General features: G+C 67.4%; 16 protein-coding genes. 8 read left to right on the plus strand and 8 right to left on the minus strand.

What is annotated here, in order from left to right; genetic code table 11:
- Nucleotides 1-3: 3 nt before the first annotated feature.
- Nucleotides 4-1,152 carry an ABC transporter substrate-binding protein gene (locus CAL12_RS05480; RefSeq protein ID WP_086063567.1) on the minus strand — a complete coding sequence of 383 codons (1,149 nt, stop codon included), beginning with the start codon at nt 1,150-1,152 and terminating at the stop codon, nt 4-6.
- A 147-nt stretch (nt 1,153-1,299) separates the two neighbouring features.
- Nucleotides 1,300-1,833 carry a hypothetical protein gene (locus CAL12_RS05485; RefSeq protein ID WP_086063568.1) on the minus strand — a complete coding sequence of 178 codons (534 nt, stop codon included), beginning with the start codon at nt 1,831-1,833 and terminating at the stop codon, nt 1,300-1,302.
- A 229-nt stretch (nt 1,834-2,062) separates the two neighbouring features.
- Here CAL12_RS05485 and ettA point away from each other — a divergent pair, with 229 nt between their 5' ends.
- The 3 genes from ettA (at nt 2,063) to CAL12_RS05500 (ending at nt 4,754) form a co-directional block, all read left to right on the plus strand.
- Nucleotides 2,063-3,736, plus strand: a complete 1,674-nt coding sequence (gene ettA, locus CAL12_RS05490; RefSeq protein WP_086063569.1) for an energy-dependent translational throttle protein EttA — start codon at nt 2,063-2,065, stop codon at nt 3,734-3,736.
- 59 nt (nt 3,737-3,795) lie between these two features.
- Nucleotides 3,796-4,332 carry an isochorismatase family protein gene (locus CAL12_RS05495; protein ID WP_086063570.1) on the plus strand — a complete coding sequence of 179 codons (537 nt, stop codon included), beginning with the start codon at nt 3,796-3,798 and terminating at the stop codon, nt 4,330-4,332.
- Nucleotides 4,333-4,532: 200 nt separating this feature from the next.
- The gene (locus CAL12_RS05500) at nt 4,533-4,754 is read left to right on the plus strand and encodes a glycine zipper 2TM domain-containing protein (protein ID WP_086063571.1); all 222 of its coding nucleotides are present in this window, start codon (nt 4,533-4,535) and stop codon (nt 4,752-4,754) included.
- An 88-nt stretch (nt 4,755-4,842) separates the two neighbouring features.
- Here the strand turns inward: CAL12_RS05500 and minE are convergent, their stop codons facing one another.
- The 3 genes from minE to minC form a co-directional block, all read right to left on the minus strand.
- Entirely contained in the window at nt 4,843-5,097 is a 255-nt protein-coding gene (gene minE / locus CAL12_RS05505) for a cell division topological specificity factor MinE (protein WP_086063572.1), read from the minus strand.
- Between the two features lie 3 nt (nt 5,098-5,100).
- On the minus strand, nt 5,101-5,916 hold the full coding sequence (gene minD / locus CAL12_RS05510; RefSeq protein WP_086063573.1) for a septum site-determining protein MinD: 816 nt from the start codon (nt 5,914-5,916) through the stop codon (nt 5,101-5,103).
- Nucleotides 5,917-6,100: 184 nt separating this feature from the next.
- Entirely contained in the window at nt 6,101-7,105 is a 1,005-nt protein-coding gene (gene minC, locus CAL12_RS05515) for a septum site-determining protein MinC (protein ID WP_086067691.1), read from the minus strand.
- A gap of 173 nt (nt 7,106-7,278) precedes the next feature.
- Here minC and CAL12_RS05520 point away from each other — a divergent pair, with 173 nt between their 5' ends.
- A complete protein-coding gene (locus CAL12_RS05520; RefSeq protein ID WP_086063574.1) occupies nt 7,279-7,677 on the plus strand; it encodes a hypothetical protein in 399 nt (132 codons plus the stop codon).
- Between the two features lie 35 nt (nt 7,678-7,712).
- Here the strand turns inward: CAL12_RS05520 and CAL12_RS05525 are convergent, their stop codons facing one another.
- Entirely contained in the window at nt 7,713-9,482 is a 1,770-nt protein-coding gene (locus tag CAL12_RS05525) for a glutamine--tRNA ligase/YqeY domain fusion protein (RefSeq protein WP_086063575.1), read from the minus strand.
- 223 nt (nt 9,483-9,705) lie between these two features.
- Here CAL12_RS05525 and CAL12_RS05530 point away from each other — a divergent pair, with 223 nt between their 5' ends.
- Together CAL12_RS05530 and CAL12_RS05535 are read left to right on the plus strand one after the other, a co-directional pair.
- Nucleotides 9,706-11,049 carry a cytochrome ubiquinol oxidase subunit I gene (locus CAL12_RS05530; protein ID WP_086063576.1) on the plus strand — a complete coding sequence of 448 codons (1,344 nt, stop codon included), beginning with the start codon at nt 9,706-9,708 and terminating at the stop codon, nt 11,047-11,049.
- Nucleotides 11,046-12,080, plus strand: a complete 1,035-nt coding sequence (locus CAL12_RS05535) for a cytochrome d ubiquinol oxidase subunit II (protein ID WP_086063577.1) — start codon at nt 11,046-11,048, stop codon at nt 12,078-12,080. Before CAL12_RS05530 ends, CAL12_RS05535 begins: the two co-directional genes overlap by 4 nt.
- Nucleotides 12,081-12,086: 6 nt before the next feature.
- Here the strand turns inward: CAL12_RS05535 and CAL12_RS05540 are convergent, their stop codons facing one another.
- Nucleotides 12,087-13,550, minus strand: a complete 1,464-nt coding sequence (locus tag CAL12_RS05540) for an ATP-binding protein (protein ID WP_086063578.1) — start codon at nt 13,548-13,550, stop codon at nt 12,087-12,089.
- A complete protein-coding gene (locus CAL12_RS05545) occupies nt 13,550-14,251 on the minus strand; it encodes a response regulator (RefSeq protein ID WP_086063579.1) in 702 nt (233 codons plus the stop codon). Before CAL12_RS05545 ends, CAL12_RS05540 begins: the two co-directional genes overlap by 1 nt.
- Nucleotides 14,252-14,470: 219 nt before the next feature.
- Between CAL12_RS05545 and CAL12_RS05550 the strand changes: the two genes are divergently transcribed.
- Together CAL12_RS05550 and recQ are read left to right on the plus strand one after the other, a co-directional pair.
- Nucleotides 14,471-15,913 carry a hypothetical protein gene (locus tag CAL12_RS05550; protein WP_086063580.1) on the plus strand — a complete coding sequence of 481 codons (1,443 nt, stop codon included), beginning with the start codon at nt 14,471-14,473 and terminating at the stop codon, nt 15,911-15,913.
- A gap of 135 nt (nt 15,914-16,048) precedes the next feature.
- Nucleotides 16,049-17,875 (plus strand): DNA helicase RecQ, encoded by a 1,827-nt coding sequence (gene recQ / locus CAL12_RS05555; protein ID WP_086063581.1) that lies wholly within the window; start codon nt 16,049-16,051, stop codon nt 17,873-17,875.
- Nucleotides 17,876-17,939: the final 64 nt, after the last annotated feature.

Consider the following 17,939-nt stretch of genomic DNA (forward strand, 5'->3'; position numbering starts at 1 on the left):
CCGCTACTTCACCAGCGTCCAGTTGCCGTTCTTGACCGTGATCAGGACGCGGCCGCGCTCGTCGAAACCGCTGTGATCCTGCGGGCTCATGTTGTACACGCCCTGCGTGCCGACCAGGTCGCGCGTCTGCTCCAGCGCGTCGCGCAGCGCGGACCGGAAAGCCGGCGTGCCCGGCGCGCCGGCTTTCTCGGCCTGGGGAACGGCGCGTTCCAGCAGCAGGCCGGCATCGTACACATTCGCGCCGAAAGTGGCCGGCGCCGCGCTGTAGCGCTGGCGATAGGCATCGATATACGCGGTGGCGACCTTCCTGGATGGGTTGTCGTCGGCGATCTCCGGCAGCACCAGCATGGGGCCGGCGGCCAGGATGGTGCCTTCCACTTTCTTCCCGCCGAGCTTCAGGAAATCGGGCAGCGCCGCCCCATGGGTCTGGTAAAACTGGCCACGGTAGCCAAGGTCGACGAGCGTGGTCTCCGGCAGGACACTGGCGCCGCCGGGGGCCGCGATCAGCACGGCGTCCGGCTTGGCCGCCAGCAGCTTCAGGGCCTGACCGGTGACCGAGCTGTCGGTGCGCACGTAGCGTTCGCTGGCGACGATCTCGATACGGCGCCGCGCGGCCAGGTCGGCGAATACCTTGTGCCAGTTCTCGCCATACGGATCGTTCAGGCCGATGAAGCCCACCGTCTTCACGCCGGCCAGCGCCATGTGGTCGACCAGGGCCTGGGCGATGATGTCGTCGTTCTGCGTGGTCTTGAACACCCACTTCTTCTGCGTGTCCATGGGCAGCACCGCCGCCGCCGTGCCCACCGGCGCCAGCAGCGGGACGCCGGCCTCGGCGACGAAGGGCAGGATGGCCAGCGTATTGGGCGAGCCGGGCGGGCCGATGATGGCGTCGACGTGGTCTTCGTTGATCAGCTTGCGCACCGCGGTGACCGATTGCGTCGTATCGCTCGCGTCATCCAGCACGATGTATTGCACGGTCAGGTCGCCGATGCGCGTGGGCAGCAGCGGCACGGTGTTCTTCTGCGGGATGCCGACCAGCGCCGTCGGGCCGGTCGAGGAAGTGACGACGCCGATCTTCATTTGTGCGAAGCTCGGCAAGGCTAGGCAGGCGGCCAGCAGCGCCATGGCGGCACGCAGGGCTTTGGACGGCATGGTGGGCTCCAGGATCGGATAGGGATCAGGCAACGGGCGCTATTGAACCACGCGGAACCGCGCGGCGGGCGCGCCGCCATGGCCCGCCTGCTGTCATCCGCATGTCATTCCGACGGCTCGACGCGCCGTCGCTACCGCCCGATCCGCCTAATGGCGTGGCGGCGTGCCGCGGTCGACGTCGTTCTCGTCGTCCTCGTCCTCGTCTTCGTCTTCGTCCTCGTCGTCTTCGTCATCCTCGTCTTCGAGGGCGGCGAGGTCTTCATCGGAGAGGACGAAGGGCAATACATCGGCCAGCGTGTCCGACCAGGCGGATTCTTCTCCGTCCTGGTCCAGCTTGACGAAGCGTTCGCCTTCGGCCAGCGTGATCTGGATGGCCCAAAGGTACAGGCAATCGTAGGCCTGCTCGTCGGTACCCGTCAGGCCGCCACGGCTGCCCAGCAGCCTGGCGTCGGGCCCGCCCATCTGCACGCGCACGGGATCATGCTCGCCGCCTTCCAGCGCATCCGCATCCAGCGGTATGCCGAAGGTGACCCATTCGAGGCCGTCGTCCGCGGTGCCGACTTCGGCCAGCACCGGCTTGCCCAGGTAGGCGCTCAGGGCATCGGCGGTCTTGGCCAGCATGTCCAGTTCCGCGGTCTGGAAGCGCGAAACGGAGTCGGGGGGAGTGGCTGAGGCGGACATTATGCTTTCCTGCTGCTGCACGGCGCCTCGCAAGGCGCCAGGGGAACTGTAAGAATATCGAAAGAGCGGCAAAAGGAGAATCGGCCAATGGGTCGTCCCTGCTTTTTCCTGCCCGTCGTTGATCGCATGGTGCCGGTGGCCGGCACGGTGCGCCGGCACGGGCCGGTCGCTGTGCGCGGTCACACGCCCTACAATCACCCATTCGATCGGAAATTTTCAAGCATCCTCCATGGCCCAATACGTCTACACCATGCACCGCGTCGGCAAAATCGTGCCGCCGAAGCGCCAGATCCTGCGCGATATTTCGCTGTCTTTCTTCCCGGGCGCCAAGATCGGCGTGCTGGGCCTGAACGGCTCGGGCAAATCGACCCTGCTGAAGATCATGGCCGGGGTCGACAAGGACATCGAAGGCGAAGCCGTGCCCATGCCCGGCTTGAACATCGGTTATCTGCCGCAGGAGCCGCAGCTGGATCCGTCGCATACCGTGCGCCAGGCCGTGGAAGAAGGCCTGGGCGCGGTCGTCACCGCGCGCAAGCGGCTGGACGAGGTCTACGCCGCCTACGCGGAGCCGGACGCCGATTTCGACGCGCTGGCGGCCGAGCAGGCTGAGCTGGAAGCCATCATCGCCGCCGCCGCCAGCAGTGGCGCCGACGATATCGAACACCAGATGGAAATCGCCGCCGACGCCTTGCGCCTGCCGCCCTGGGACGCGTCGGTCGAACACCTGTCCGGCGGTGAAAAGCGCCGTGTCGCGCTGTGCCGCCTGCTGCTGTCCAAGCCCGACATGCTGCTGCTGGACGAGCCCACCAACCACCTGGACGCGGAAAGCGTCGAATGGCTGGAACAGTTCCTGCAGAAATTCCCCGGCACCGTGGTCGGTGTCACCCACGACCGCTATTTCCTGGACAACGCCGCCGAATGGATCCTGGAACTGGACCGCGGCCATGGCATCCCCTGGAAGGGCAACTACAGCTCGTGGCTGGAGCAGAAGGAAGACCGCCTCAAGCAGGAAGAAGCCACCGAGTCCGCGCGCCAGAAAACCATCAAGAAGGAACTGGAGTGGGTGCGCCAGAATCCCAAGGGGCGCCAGGCCAAGGCCAAGGCCCGCATGGCGCGCTTCGAAGAACTGTCGTCCTACGAGTACCAGAAGCGCAATGAAACCCAGGAAATCTTCATCCCGGTCGGCGAGCGGCTGGGCAACGAAGTCGTGGAGTTCGAAAACGTCAGCAAGGCCTATGGCGATCGCTTGTTGATCGACAATCTCAGCTTCAAGGTGCCGCCTGGCGCCATCGTCGGCATCATCGGCCCCAACGGCGCCGGTAAATCCACGCTGTTCCGCATGCTGGCCGGCCGCGAACAACCCGATACGGGCAAGGTCACGCTGGGCCAGACGGTCAAGCTGGCCTATGTGGACCAGTCGCGCGATTCGCTCACCGACAACAAGACCGTGTTCGATGCCATCTCCGATGGCGCCGACATATTGACCGTCGGCAAGTTCGAGATGTCGTCGCGCGCCTATCTGGGCCGCTTCAACTTCAAGGGCGGCGACCAGAACAAGATCGTCGGGCAACTGTCGGGCGGCGAACGCGGACGCCTGCATCTGGCCAAGACGCTGATCGCCGGCGGCAATCTGCTGCTGCTGGACGAACCGTCCAACGATCTGGACGTGGAAACGCTGCGCGCGCTGGAAGACGCCCTGCTCGAGTTTCCGGGCAGCGTCATGGTGATCAGCCACGATCGCTGGTTCCTGGATCGTATCGCCACGCACATCCTGGCCTTCGAAGGCGACTCGCAGGTCGTGTTCTTCGATGGCAACTACCAGGAATACGAGGCCGACAAGCGCCGCCGCCTGGGCGAAGAGGGCGCCAAGCCCAAGCGCCTGCGCTACAAGCCACTGAAATAGGCCGCTGAAGCAAGCCGCCAGGGCCAGCCGCGCCACGTCGCAATCGTCAGGAGATCGCCATGCCCGTCCACAATGCAGCGGATGCCACCGTCCTGGTCGTGGACATGCAGGCGCGGCTGATGCCCGTGATCGACGACGGCGCCGCCGTGCTCGCGGCCGCCATCAAACTGGCGGCCGGCGCGTCCCTGCTGGACGTGCCCGTGGTGGCCACCGAACACCATCGCGCCGCGCTGGGCGCCACGGTGCCCGAGATCGCGGGGCAGGTGCGCGGGGTCTTCCCCAAAATGCATTTCTCGGCGGCGGCCGAGTCCGGTTTCGACAGCTGGCTGCCCAATGCCCGCGGCACGGTATTCATCGCGGGTTGCGAAGCGCACATCTGCGTGCTGCAGACCGCGCTCGAACTGCGGCGCATGGGGCGACGCGTGTGCCTGGTGGCGGATGCCTGCGGCTCGCGGCGACGCGCCGATTTCGATTTCGCGATGCAGCGGGCGCGCGCCCATGACATCGACGTGGTCACCGTCGAGATGGCACTGTTCGAATGGTTGGGCAGCTGCGAACATGCGCGCTTCCGCGACGTGTTACGTCTGGTCAAATAGGGCGGCGGTCGAGCAACATCGCGCCTCGGAAGCTGGCGCGGAACTGAACGGTTTGACACAACTGTTGGGCAAAGTTCACACCCCCACCGTCATTCATTTGCAATGCTGGATCTGTCGTCCATGACGGCATCGCCCAAGACGGCGCGGCGGCAGGGCCTGATTTCCCCGCCTGGCGCCTTCGATGTCAGGAGGAAGAAATCATGAAGATCAAAACATTATCCAAACTGTGCGCGGTTGCGCTGATCGCCACGTCCGCGGCGGGCTGTTCTACGTGGGACGGCATGAGCCACCGGCAGAAGGCGACGGTCACCGGGGCCGGTATCGGCGGCGTGGCCGGCGCGGTCATCACCAACGGCGGCGTGCTCGGCACGGTCGGCGGCGCGGCCATCGGCGGCGTGATCGGCAACCAGGTCGGCAAGTAATCCGCGGCGGCAAGCCGGCGGTAAAAAGCCCGCCCCGCGTTCTGCGCGGGGCGGGCTTTTTGCGTCCCTGCCTGGGCGTACGCGGCTGCTAGGGCTGCGGCATCTCGATCTTGACCTCGAGGATTTCCAGGGTGTCCTGGCGTTCCAGGTGCACCTTGATGTCCTCGGGATTGATCTTCACGTATTTCGAGATGACGGCGATCAGCTCTTGCTGCAGTTGCGGCAAATAGTCGGGCGAGCCGTCGCGGCCCGAGCGCTCATGCGCCAGGATGATCTGCAGACGCTCCTTGGCAACGCTGGCGGATGACTTTTTCTGACCGAGCAGAAAGGACAGAAGGGACATCGATTACTTGCCTCCGAATATGCGTTTCAGGAAACCGGGCTTCGCATAGTCGGTAAAACGCAGCGAACGCTCCTCGCCGAGATACCGGGCCACCACATCCTTGTACGCTTCCGCGACGTCGGTATCCTTCAGGTGGATGGCCGGCACGCCCTGGTTGGACGCTTGCAGAACCGATTCGGATTCGGGGATGACGCCGATCAGTTTGATGCGCAGGATGTCTTCGATGTCCTGCAGCGAAAGCATTTCGCCTTCGGACACGCGCTTGGGGTTGTAGCGCGTCAGCAGCAGGTATTCCTTGACCGGTTCGTCGCCTTCCACGGCGCGCTTCGATTTGGCCGCCAGTATGCCCAGGATGCGGTCCGAATCGCGCACGGAAGAGACTTCCGGGTTGGTGACGACCAGCGCGTCATCGGCAAAGTAGGCGGCCATCAGCGCGCCGGTTTCGATACCGGCGGGCGAATCGCAGACGATGTAGTCGAAACCCATCTCCTTCAATTCGTCGATGACCTTGCCCACGCCTTCCTGCGTCAAGGCATCCTTGTCGCGGGTTTGCGAAGCGGGCAGGACGAACAGGTTTTCCAGCTGCTTGTCCTTGATCAGCGCCTGCTTCAACGAGGCTTCGCCCTGGATCACATTGACGAAGTCGTACACGACACGCCGTTCGCAGCCCATGATCAGGTCCAGATTGCGCAAGCCGACGTCGAAGTCGATTACAGCGGTCTTGTGTCCGCGCATCGCTAGGCCGGAAGAGAAACTGGCGCTGGTAGTCGTCTTGCCCACCCCGCCCTTGCCGGAAGTGACCACAACAGTACGCGTCATGTCGATAGAACCCTTATGTCCTGAGCAAATAAATCGCAGTATCGTAAAGCAAAACTGCGCGTTTAGCGTTTCTTCAACGCCTCCGGCAACCCTTGGTCACCAAGTCCCCATGGGGGACAGGACCCGCCGGGCCGCGCGCACATGGCGCAGCCGCTCTTTCGTGGCTTGGGCCCTTATGCCGCCGTCAAGCTTTCAACGCCTCGATACGCAAGGTGTCGCCGTCCAGGCGGACCAGCGCGGGCTGGCCGTGCAGCGTCGAGTCGAGCTTGTCTTCCACCACGCGGTACACCCCGGCCACGGCCAGCAGTTCCGCATCCAGATGCGTGGTGAAGATGCGCGCCGACGTGTCGCCGCGCGCGCCGGCCATGGCCTTGCCGCGCAAGGGACCATAGACGTGCACATTGCCGTCCGCGATCACTTCCGCGCCCTGGCTGACCATGCCGATCACCACCAGGTCGGTGTGGCGCGCGTAGACGCGCTGCCCCGAACGCAGGGGACGGCTGATCACCAGCGCGGATGAAGACTGCGGGTCGGCGGGCGTGGGAGCCGGCGACGAGGTGGTTTCTCGCGCCGCCCGCGACGGCAGCGGTTCGCGCGTGCGTCCGGTGGCGGTCGCCGGTTTGCCATTCGCGCCCGCGGACGGCGCCGGCTTGCCATTGCCATTGCCAGCGGCCGCTACGTCGCCGGTGGCCGCGGCGGAGGTGACCTTGCCGGCATCGGCGGCCGGCGCATTCGGGGCTGCTCCATACGCGGCTGGCCCGTCGGCGGCGGCTTCTTCGACGCCCGCTCGCGGGGCCGGCTCCGTGGTCAGGGCGGCGGCGGGCTGCGTGGGCATGGGCGGCGGCGAGTTGCCGGCGTCGACCGGCGCCGGCCGGGCTGGCGGGGTCGACAGCTCGACGGGCGCCAGGCCCGCGGCCTGGGCGGCTTGCAGCGTGTCGCCTTCGGCCACCACCCCGATGGGCGGCAGATTATGTTTGCGCAAGGCGTCCAGCAGCGCCGGCCAATCGACCGGGCCGTCGACGCGGCTGGCGTCGATCACGACAGGTTCGTTCTCGAAAAAGCTGCCGGCGTCGGCCATGCGCTGGTCGAGGGCGGCGGCCAGCCGGGCGATATCGGCGCTATGCAAAACGACGCGCACGGCGTAGAGCGTTGCGCTTTTGAAATCCAGGGCTAGGGAATCGGAGCTCATCTTTGCGGCGAAAAACCGGAAAAAACCGCCGGTTACGGTAACGACGGGCATGATAACCGAGCGGCCATCCAAGATACCCGTTGGTGCGATATTGCCGCGCACCCGAGGGCGCCACGGGCACATGCCTTGCGCGACTGTTCCCCAACCCTACTCGGTTGAACAGGAGCATACACATGAGCAATCGCGATACGCCCCACCGTCCGACCGGCCTGAGCGGCCAGGAAGAAGAAGCGCTGCGGACCCTGGAAAAAGGCTACGACCCCGACGCCGGGGCCCTGCCGGACAAGGAATTGCCCGTGCATGACGATCGCGATCGCAAGCCGGGCGACGATGCGATGGCCCCGCAGGGCCGCGGTGGGAAAGGCAGGCAGGCGGCTGGCCCGGACGCCCATGTCACCGGGCGGCAGTCCTCGCGCGAAGCGGGTGGGGCGTCCGCCGATCCGCTGGGCGACGCCGAACGCAAGGGCCTGCTGCCATCGAGCAACGTGGCCACGCCGCCCATGGACCGGCCCGACGATACCGGCTCGATGCCGGCCAACCTGGACCCGGACACCACGCGTCGACGCCCCTAGCCGGGCGCCCCTAGCCGGGCACCCCTGGCCGGGCCTCAGCCCTGGCCCCAGGAATCCTTCAGCGTGACCACGCGATTCAGGATGGGCGTTTCCGCCGTCGAAGTCGCGCTGTCCAGGGTGAAATAACCCAGCCGTTCGAACTGCCACGTCACGCCCGGGACGAGTTCGGTCCCCGGTTCCAGCCAGCCTTGCACGGTCTGGCGCGAATCCGGATTCAGCGCGGCGATGAAGTCCTTGTCGCCGGCATCCGGGTGGGGGTCGGCAAACAGGCGATCATAGAGCTGGATCGTCGCGCCGATGGCATGCGCCGCGCTGACCCAGGTGATATTGCCCTTTACCTTGACGCTGTCGGCCCCCGGCGTGCCGCTCTTGGTTTCCGGCAGATACTCGGCCTGGACTTCCACCACCTTGCCCTGGTCGTCCTTGACGAAGCCGGTGCAACGCACCACGTACCCGTACTTCAGTCGCACCAGGTTACCGGGGAACAGGCGGAAATACTTCTTGGGCGGCTCTTCGCGGAAATCGTCCTGCTCGATCCACAGGGTGCGCGACAGCGGGAATTCACGCTGCCCCTGGGCGGGATCGCGCGGATTGCGCGGCGCGCTGCACATCTCGACCCGGTCTTCCGGGTAGTTGGTGAGGACCAGCTTCAAGGGTTGCAGCACGGCCACGGAGCGCGGCGCGACCGGATCCAGTTCGTCGCGCACGGCGGCTTCCAGCAGGCCGTAGTCGATGCGCGAATCCGACTTCGAAATACTGGTGCGGTCGCAGAACAGGCGGATCGCCGACGCCGGATAGCCGCGCCGGCGCATGCCGAACAAGGTGGGCATGCGCGGGTCGTCCCAGCCATCCACATGGCCGTCGCGTACCAGCTGCAGCAGCTTGCGCTTGCTGGTGACCACGTAGGTCATGTTCAGGCGCGCGAATTCATACTGGTGCGGCAACGGGCGTGCCAGCAGGCCCAGTTCGGCCAGGCGATCCAGCGTCCAGTCGTAGAACGGCCGCTGGTCTTCGAATTCCAGCGTGCAGATGCTGTGCGTGATGCCTTCCAGGGCATCTTCGATGGGATGCGCCCAGGTATACATGGGATAGATGCACCACTTGTCGCCGGTCCGGTGATGGGTGGCGTGGCGCACGCGATAGATCACGGGGTCGCGCAGATTGATGTTGGGCGACGCCATATCGATGCGCGCGCGCAGCACCATGCTGCCGTCCGGATGCTTGCCATCGCGCATTTCGGCCAGCAGGTCCAGCGATTCCTGGGCCGGCCGGTCGCGCCAGGGCGAGTTGGTGCCCGGCTCGGTCAGCGTGCCGCGGCTGGCGCGGATTTCTTCGGGCGACTGCTGGTCCACGTAGGCGTAGCCGGCGCGGATCAGCGCCTGCGCGAAGGCGTACATGGTGTCGAAGTAGTCGCTGGCGAAATACAGCTGCTCGCGGCCGTCCGCGGCTTTCCAGTCGAAGCCCAGCCAGCGCACGGCTTCGACGATGGCGTCGACGTATTCCTGGTCTTCCTTCTCGGGATTGGTGTCGTCGAAGCGCAGGTGACAGGTGCCGCCGTAGTCCCGCGCCAGCCCGAAGTTCACGCAGATGCTCTTGGCATGGCCGATATGCAGGTAGCCGTTCGGCTCGGGCGGGAAGCGGGTGCGGATGCGCGCCGGGTCCAGGCCGCCCTGGGCCTGTACCGCCGCCGGACCGGGAACGCCGGCCCAGTGCTTGTCCTTGAAGCGCTCGGCCTTGAGGTCGGCCTCGATGATGTGCCGCAGGAAGTTGGCGGTGGCGGCGGGGGGCGGGGAAGCAGTGGTCATGCTGGGCGTCGTAAAGGCGGCGGCAAAGGGACAATTTTGCCACGTTCGGGGCCGGGCGCCTCGACGGCCCCCACGGCTGGGCGCCGCGCGTGCACCGCGCCCAGCCCGCGCGCGGCCCGCGCCCGCGTCCGCGGCCACGGCAGCGCCCCCGCCCGCGGCCGCGCCGAACCAGCCGCCCAGGGGCGGCGCGGCCGGCGTAAACCCGACTAAACTAGCGCCCACCATGAGCATCCCCCCTTTATTCCTGGGACGTCTGCAGTTCATCGCGTGCCTGGCCTTCGTGGCGCTTTTCATGGCGCTGGCGATGGCCTTGTCCTGGCTGCTGCTGTATTTCAAGCTGCGCGCCCGCGCCACGGGCGACGCCGGCTGGACCGCCGCTTATCGCTTCTGGGTCCGCATTTTTGCCCTGGCTTTCGTGCTTGCGCTGGCATCCGGGGTGCCGGTGCTGCTGCAGCTCGGCACGATCTGGTCGGGCCTGATGGACAAGATCGGCAATGTGGCCGGCCCCCTGCTGGGTTTCGCCGTGCTGTCGGTATTCGCCCTGAAATCCTGCTTCCTGGGTGTCATGCTGTTCGGCCAGCGGCGCGTTTCCGAGGCCGTGCACACCCTGTCCGTGCTGATGGTGGCGCTGGGCCACCTGGCCACCGCCTTCTGGGTGCTGGCGCTGGTGTCGTGGATGCAGACGCCGGACGGTGCGGTCGTGGTGGACGGCCGCTTCCAGATCTACGACTGGGCCAAGGTGGTGTTCAACCCCTCGCTCGGATGGACGATAGGCTCGACGATGCTGGGCGCGCTGCTGACGGCGGCGTTCCTGATCATGGGCATCACCGCCTGGCAGGCCCTGCGCCGGCCGCTGGACGACGGCCAGCGCCTGGGTTTCCGGGCCGCCCTGGGCCTGGCCAGCATTTCGGTGGTCCTGCTGGTGCCGGTGGGCATAGGCATGGGCAAGATGATCGCCCATTACCAGCCCGCCAAGGCGGCCGCCGCGCTGGCCTATTGGCATGAAGGCGTTGCGCCGGACATGGTCCTGCTTGGCTGGCCCGATGCCGACCTGGCGGCCAACCGCGGCGCCTGGACGGTGCGGGGCGCGGCCGCGCGCTGGCTGGGCCGCAACGTCAACGGCCATTTCCTCGCCTTGGAAAACTACGCCAACATGCAGCCGCCAGTGGCGCTGACGTTCTGGTCCTTGCGCATCATCGTTATCCTGGCGGGCCTGATGGCGGGCGTTGCCTGGGCCACCCTGTTCAAGTTGCGCAAGCGCGGCTTCGATCCCTCCTTCCTTTCGCGGCGCTGGTTGCGCGCCCTGGCGGCGATGACCTTGTCGGGCGGCGCGCTGGTGGTCTTCGGCTGGGTGTTCACGATCGTCGGCCTGCAGCCTTACGCGGTCAACGGCGCCGTCACCCAGTCGGAAATCCTGGGGGCCGCTTCGCCGCGTTCGCTGCTATACGGCACCCTGGGCTACGCGCTGCTGTACGGCGTGCTCTTCACGGCTTTCGTGCGCATGCTTTTCCATGCGGCGCGCTACGGCGTGGTGCCGGTGCGCAAGGCGGCGGGGGCGGCGTCGTGATCGCCACGCTGGCCGCTTCGCTGGGACTCACGCCGGACGATCCGTCGTTCTGGATGCCGCTGGTGTTCATGGGCATGCTGTTCGTGCTGGTGGTGGCGGGGACGGTGCTGGACGGGTTCGACCTGGGCGTGGGCATCCTGCTGCAGCTGGCGCCGGCCGAGGAACGCGGCCGCATGCTGGGACTGCTGAGTCCATGGCGCGATGCCAACGAATTCTGGCTGCTGCTGGGCATAGGGCTGTTCGCGGCGGCATTCCCGTTCGCCTGGGGTACGGTGCTGGGGCAGCTTTACGCGCCCCTGACGCTGATGGTGCTGGGGGTGGTCCTGCGCAGCGTGTCCTATGAATTCCGCTTGCGCGCCCGGACGGAATCCAAGCCGCGCTGGGTGACGGCGTTCTGGATCGGATCGCTCATGACGGCCTTCGGACAGGGCATGGCACTGGGCCGCATCGCGACCGGCTACCAGAACACCGCCGGCTATCACGGATTTTCCCTGTTCGTCGGGCTCTGCGCGGTGGCGGCCTATGTGCTGTTGGGCGCCACCTGGCTGACGATGCGGGTGGATGGCGACCTGCAGCGCCGCGCGGTGAATTGGGCGCGCCACGCGATCCGCTGGACCGCCGCCGGCATGGTGGCGATCGCCGTCACGCTGGGCCTGGCCAACGCAGGCATCTTCTACAAGTGGAGCAACCTGGCCCACCTGGGCCTGGCGGTCGGCGTGTGGGTGGCGATGCTGCTGGGCTTTGTCGGCACCGAAATGGTCCTGACCCGGTTGCCGCGCCATGCGGAGCGTTTCAGCTGGGTGCCTTTCGTCACTTGCGTGGGCCTGTTCCTGCTGATGCTGGGCGGCCTGGCCTACAGCCTGTTCCCGTTCCTGATCCTGGACGACATGACCCTGTGGGACGGCGCCGCGTCGCTGGGCTCGATGCGGCTGGTGTTGTCGGGCGCCATCGTCGCCATCCCGCTGATCCTGGTCTTCAACATCCTGGCGTACCGCTCGGTGTTCGGCAAGGCTCGCCGGGCGCGGAACTGAAGGGGCTCAGTTCCGCAGCGGCAGGACGATCTCCACGCTCAGGCCGCCCCACGGCGCGCTGCCCAGCGCCAGCGTGCCGCCATGCGCGCGCGTGATGGCGTCGGCCAGCGCCAGGCCCAGGCCGACATTGCCCGTCCGGGTGCGGGCGTCGTCCAGCCGGGCAAAAGGACGCAGTGCCTCGGCGCGTCGCTCCGCCGGTATGCCGGGCCCGTGATCCGCCACGCGCAGTACCGCGTTGCCGTCCTGTTCCGCCAGCGAGACCTCCACCGGCGGCGCGCCATGATGCAGGGCGTTGGCGATCAGGTTGTCCAGCAGGCGCGCCAGCGCTACCGCGTCGCCCTGCACCGTGATGGCAGGATCGCTGTCCATGCGCAACTCCACCGGCGATCCCGCGCCCTGCCAGCCCTGCACCCGCTCCGTCAGCCATTCGGCCAGGGGGATGGGCGCATAACGGTAGCCGGCCGGATCGGTGCCGCGCACGAAACCGATGAACTGGTCGACCATGTATTGCATGTCGTGCAGGTCCTTGCGCAAGCCTTCGGTCAAGGCCACGTCGTCGGACATTTCGATGCGCAGCCACATGCGGGACAGGGGCGCCTTGAGGTCGTGCGGCAGCCCTGCCAGCAAGGTGCGCCTGACCGATTCCGACTCCTGCAGGGCGTCCAGCATGGCGTTGAAGCGCTCCCCCAGCACGCGCGTTTCGTGCGGACCGGACGGTTCGACGCGCTGCGGCTGGCCGGCGGCCAGTTTGTCCGCGGCTTCCGCCAGGCGCGTGATCGGCCGCGTGATGTGCCACGAGAATCCACCCGCCAATATCAGCACCACGCCGAACACCGCCAGCCAGGTGATCACCAGGGGCGTGGCCAGCGGCGGGTCCAGGCGGTCCAGCGGGATGACCAGCCATTCGCGCAGCTGCGGCGTGTCTTCGCTGGTCGGATTGGGCGCCAGCGAGATGAACATCTCCGGACGCGGGCCGCGGGACAGCGCCACGCGCGTACCGTCGTTCAGGCGTTCGTTGAGTTGCCGCACCAGTCCGCGCAGGTCGCGGCGGATGTCGTCCTCCGGGCCGTCGGGGCGCTGGCGGCGGTACTCGCGCAGCTCGGCCAGCCGGGCTTCGCGGTCGGCGTCGGACGCGTCGTCGCGCAGCGGGGGCGGCGGCAAACCGCCGCGGTGAAAGCGGGCCAGTTGCGCCTCGGCCGGCAGGGATCGCGCCCAGAGATGCCATTGGCCGCCGGAAGCGTCGCGAACGAAGCTGGAGCGGTCTTCCGCCGGCACTTCGGACAGCGCCGCGCGCAGCGTGCGTATGGTCGTGACGATGTAGTCCATCACCACGTCGCTGATGAAGCGTTCGCGGTAGTGCGAACCGACGGCCAGCGTGCCGGCCTGCGCCACCAGCAGGCAGCCCAGCACCAGCAGGATCAGTCGAGTGCGCAAGGAACGCGGCAGCAATGACCGCGGCGAAAACTTCATCACGGCGAAAAGCGATAGCCTATGCCCCACACCGTCTGTATCCAGCGAGGCTGCTTGGGGTCTTCCTCTATGGCCCGGCGCAGGCGCAGGATGGCGATGTCGATGGCGCGGTCGTTGCGTTCGCCGGCGTCGTCGTCGCGGGCCAGGGCCAGCAGGCGTTCGCGCGACAGCGGCTTGCCGGCGTTGCGGACCAGGGCTTCCAGCAGGTTGATTTCACCGCCCGTCAGCTTGACCGCGACGCCGTCGCGCAACAGCTGCCGCGTGGCCGGTTCGAAGACGAAGGGACCGAAGCTGACCGCGGCGTCGCGCGTCAGCGCCGACGGACCTTTCTTGCGGCGGAGGACGGCTTCGATGCGCGCCAGCAGTTCGCGCGGGTCGAAGGGCTTGCCCAGGTAGTCGTCGGCGCCGGCCTCCAGGCCGATGATGCGGTCCACGGCTTCGTCGCGGGCGGTCAGCAGGATGACCGGGATGTCCTCTCCCTGTTCGCGCAGGCGGCGGCAGGCGTCGGCACCGTCGCCGCCGGGCAGCATGCGGTCCAGGACGAGCAGGTCCGGCGCGTATCGGGCGATGCGCGCCGGCAGGTCGGCGGCGTCGGGCGCCAGCAGGGTGTCGTATCCGTGCCGGTTCAGGTAGTCGGCCAACAACTGCCGCAGGGCGGGGTCGTCGTCGACGACCAGCAATTTGGTATGAGGCGTATCCATGTCCGCATATTGCGAGGCCGTCGCCTCGCGGGCAAGGGGAGGAAATGAACTGAAATCGGTAATCGAGGGCAACTATAAGGTACAGCAGCGGGCAGGGCCGATTAAAATACGGCGTTCCAGGAGGAGGCGGAATATGTAACGGCCGGGGCGGCGCATTCCGCTACAGCGAGCCTAGATGCCGCGCGGATGCAGCGCCCCCTGGCACCGGAATTTGGCCTTATGCATTGTTTTGTCTGGCGGCGCGCCTGGCGCGCCGTGCTTGCCGCCTTGGTGGCTTGCGGCGTCCAGACGGGCGCGCGAGCCGCGCCGGTCCCCGCGATTTCCACGATACCCGTCGAGCACGCCGATCGCCCGGCGCGCGAACCGGTGCTGCTCGCCCAGAATGATTCGACGCGCGTGTCCGGTCTGCCCGCCCAGGCCGATTCGACGCGCATGCCCGTGTTGCTTGCCCAGGCCGGCCGTGGCCTGGGCGTGCTGGCGCCCGCGCTGCCCATGCCCGTCAAGCCGCAGGCGCCGGTAGGCGTCACGGCCGAGTTGCTGCCGTGTTCCGTTCCCGAGGCGTCGGCGGAGGCCGCCGCGCCGGCGGCGGCAGACCCGGCGGGGTCCGCACCGGCCCGGGACGCGGCCTCAGGCCTCCCTCCGGCGAGCAACGAAGCAACCGCCGCGTCATCTCCGGACGCCCAGGCGGGCGACGACATGCCGGCAAGCGTGATGGAAGGTTGCCCCGTCGTCCCCACCGCGGCTTCGGAGGCGGCGGACGCCACGGCGGGCGGCCTGGACCTGGACTACGTCCCGTTGCCCCCGGGCTCCACCCCCGTCAAGTGGGGTCGGCCGCTGGGCACCCCGAAACCCTGGTTCTCCAGCGTGACGCCCGAAGGCGGCATGCAACTGGGCGACCGAAGCCTGACCTACCGCAGCGTCGATGGCCCGTCGGTCTCGCTGGGCAGCCTGACGCCCTTCGCCCCCGCCTGGAGCAGCGCCGCCACCATAGGCGGCGTACAGGTCTCCAACCTGAGCGCCAGCAGCGACAGCACCGTACCGGAAGGCAAGCTGGGCTATTCGTCCGTGTGGGGACGCATCAACAACACCGATCCGGCGATGACCGCGGGCGGCGTCCAGTACGGCGTCCCCGCCGGCAGCAATGCCGTGCGCTATGGCCTGACGCCCGACGTCACGCTGGAAGGGCAGGTCCAAAGCGCGCGCGCCCTGACCACGACCGGCCTGGGCACCACGTATTCGATGGGCGAGTGGGGCACGCTGCAGGGCGGCGCGACGCAAAGCCATTTCGATGCCGCGCAGGGCTGGCGCTACAACCTGGGCTACAACGTCAAGGTCTTCGATACGGTCAGGTTGGGTTACGGCAATGAATTGACCAGCAGCGGCTATGGCGATCTGTCGACCTACCAGGACGGGACCACGGCCACCAGCCAGTTCCGCAACACCTTTTCCGCCGGCGTGCCGATCAGCGGTTGGGGCGAACTGAGCGGCACCTATTCCGGCCTGCGCGACACCAGCGGCGAGATGCTGGAACGCCGCTATGGCATATCGCAAAGCATGATGCTGTCGCCCAATGTCCGCCTGGCCGTGGGCGCCGACCATGACGTGATCACCGGCGACTACGGCGTCAACATGCAGCTGACCATGCCGCTGGGCGGACGCTGACGGGCCGGCCCGGCTGCCCCGGCCGCCTTGGCGCGGCCGGCCATGCCGCCGCGGGTGTCCGCGATGTCCCGGCGCCCGCGCCGCCGCGCCGGCGCTCCTATAAAATGCCCGCCATGATGCTATCGGCTTTTCTTCATGTCTGACCCGCGCGCCCTGGAAGTCCTGCGGCGCGTTTTCGGCTACGAATCTTTCCGCGGCGAACAGCAGGCCATCGTCGATCATGTGATCCAGGGTGGCGATGCGCTCGTCCTGATGCCGACCGGCGGCGGCAAGTCGCTGTGCTACCAGGTGCCCTCACTGGTGCGTGAAGGCACCGGCGTGGTGGTGTCGCCGCTGATCGCGCTGATGCAGGATCAGGTGGATGCGCTGACCGAACTGGGTGTGCGTGCCGCTTTTTTGAATTCCACGCAGGATTGGCGTGTTGCCCGCGACGTCGAGCGCGCCTTCCTGGATGGAGAGCTCGATCTGCTCTACGTCGCGCCGGAACGCCTGCTGACCGACCGCTGCCTGGACTTGCTGGACCGTGGCCGCATCGCGCTGTTCGCCATCGACGAAGCGCATTGCGTGTCGCAGTGGGGCCATGACTTCCGGCCGGAATACATGGGGCTGTCGCTGTTGCACGAGCGCTGGCCGCAGGTGCCGCGCATCGCCCTGACGGCCACCGCCACCGCCGCCACGCGCACCGAAATCGCCCAGCGCCTGGCGCTGGACGAAGCCCACCACTTCGTCGCCAGCTTCGACCGTCCCAACATCCGTTATCGCATCGTCGAAAAGAACGAGGTGCGCAAGCAGTTGCTGGACATGATCAGCACCGAACACGCGGGCGATTCCGGCGTGGTGTACTGCCTGTCGCGCGCCCGGGTCGAGGAAACCGCGGAATTCCTCTGCAACAACGGCGTCCAGGCCTTGCCGTACCACGCCGGCCTGGGCGCCACCGTGCGCGCGGCCAACCAGTCGCGCTTCCTGCGCGAGGACGGCATCGTCATGGTGGCCACCATCGCCTTCGGCATGGGCATAGACAAGCCCGACGTGCGCTTCGTCGCGCACATCGACCTGCCGAAATCGGTGGAAGGCTACTATCAGGAAACCGGACGGGCGGGCCGCGATGGCTTGCCCGCGACCGCATGGCTGGCCTACGGCCTGCAGGATGTGGTGCAGCAGCGCCGCATGATCGACGAATCGCCGGGCGACGAGGTTTTCAAGCGCAGGCTGGGCCAGCAGCTGGACGCCATGCTCGGGCTGTGTGAAACCGTGGAGTGCCGGCGCGTGCGCTTGCTGGCGTACTTCGGCCAGCAGATCGGCGCCTGCGGCAATTGCGATGTCTGCCTGGACCCGCCGCAGGCCTGGGACGGCACGGTGGCGGCGCAGAAGGTGCTGTCGGCCGTGTACCGGCTTTGGAAGGAGCGCGGCCAGCGCTACGGCGCCGGCCACATCATCGACATCCTGCGCGGCAAGGCCACGGATCGCGTCAACCAATACGGGCATCAGACGCTGTCAGTATTCGGGGTCGGCGCCGACCTGTCGGATTCGGCTTGGCGCGGCGTGTTGCGGCAGTTGCTGGCGCAGGGACTGCTGGCCGTCGACCATGAAGGCTACGGCACGCTGGCCCTGACCGAGGCCAGCCGCGCGGTGCTCAAGGGCGAACGGCAGTTGATGCTGCGGCGTGAATCGCCCAAGGCGGCGCGTGCCGCCAAGAGCGCCGGCACGCGCGGCAGGGCGCCGGCGGTGGAACTGCCGGCCGAGGCCCAGCCGGTGTTCGAAGCGCTGCGCGCCTGGCGGGCCGGCGTGGCCCGCAACCACGGCGTGCCCGCCTATGTGATTTTCCACGATGCCACACTGCGCGAAATCGCCCTGGCGCGCCCCGACACGGCCGACGAGCTGGGCGGCATCAGCGGCGTGGGCGCGCGCAAGCTGGAAGCCTACGGCGACGAGATCCTGGAGTGCGTGGCCGGGTTTGCTTGACGGGGAACGGCGCCGCTCCCTGCCGACCGCCTCGGATTGACGCCCCGCATTCCATGGGCGCAAG

The sequence above is a fragment of the Bordetella genomosp. 8 genome (assembly GCF_002119685.1).
Lineage (GTDB): Bacteria > Pseudomonadota > Gammaproteobacteria > Burkholderiales > Burkholderiaceae_B > Bordetella_C.

Excerpts from the sequence above, each read along its gene's own strand:
- CAL12_RS05485 (WP_086063568.1), bottom strand. The coding sequence starts at position 1,833 with ATGTCCGCCTCAGCCACTCCCCCCGACTCCGTTTCGCGCTTCCAGACC.
- minD (WP_086063573.1), bottom strand. The coding sequence starts at position 5,916 with ATGACGCGTACTGTTGTGGTCACTTCCGGCAAGGGCGGGGTGGGCAAG.
- CAL12_RS05480 (WP_086063567.1), bottom strand. The coding sequence starts at position 1,152 with ATGCCGTCCAAAGCCCTGCGTGCCGCCATGGCGCTGCTGGCCGCCTGC.
- CAL12_RS05550 (WP_086063580.1), top strand. The coding sequence starts at position 14,471 with ATGCATTGTTTTGTCTGGCGGCGCGCCTGGCGCGCCGTGCTTGCCGCC.
- CAL12_RS05540 (WP_086063578.1), bottom strand. The coding sequence starts at position 13,550 with ATGAAGTTTTCGCCGCGGTCATTGCTGCCGCGTTCCTTGCGCACTCGA.
- CAL12_RS05500 (WP_086063571.1), top strand. The coding sequence starts at position 4,533 with ATGAAGATCAAAACATTATCCAAACTGTGCGCGGTTGCGCTGATCGCC.
- minC (WP_086067691.1), bottom strand. The coding sequence starts at position 7,105 with ATGAGCTCCGATTCCCTAGCCCTGGATTTCAAAAGCGCAACGCTCTAC.
- CAL12_RS05525 (WP_086063575.1), bottom strand. The coding sequence starts at position 9,482 with ATGACCACTGCTTCCCCGCCCCCCGCCGCCACCGCCAACTTCCTGCGG.
- CAL12_RS05520 (WP_086063574.1), top strand. The coding sequence starts at position 7,279 with ATGAGCAATCGCGATACGCCCCACCGTCCGACCGGCCTGAGCGGCCAG.
- ettA (WP_086063569.1), top strand. The coding sequence starts at position 2,063 with ATGGCCCAATACGTCTACACCATGCACCGCGTCGGCAAAATCGTGCCG.
- CAL12_RS05495 (WP_086063570.1), top strand. The coding sequence starts at position 3,796 with ATGCCCGTCCACAATGCAGCGGATGCCACCGTCCTGGTCGTGGACATG.
- minE (WP_086063572.1), bottom strand. The coding sequence starts at position 5,097 with ATGTCCCTTCTGTCCTTTCTGCTCGGTCAGAAAAAGTCATCCGCCAGC.
- CAL12_RS05545 (WP_086063579.1), bottom strand. The coding sequence starts at position 14,251 with ATGGATACGCCTCATACCAAATTGCTGGTCGTCGACGACGACCCCGCC.
- CAL12_RS05530 (WP_086063576.1), top strand. The coding sequence starts at position 9,706 with ATGAGCATCCCCCCTTTATTCCTGGGACGTCTGCAGTTCATCGCGTGC.
- recQ (WP_086063581.1), top strand. The coding sequence starts at position 16,049 with ATGTCTGACCCGCGCGCCCTGGAAGTCCTGCGGCGCGTTTTCGGCTAC.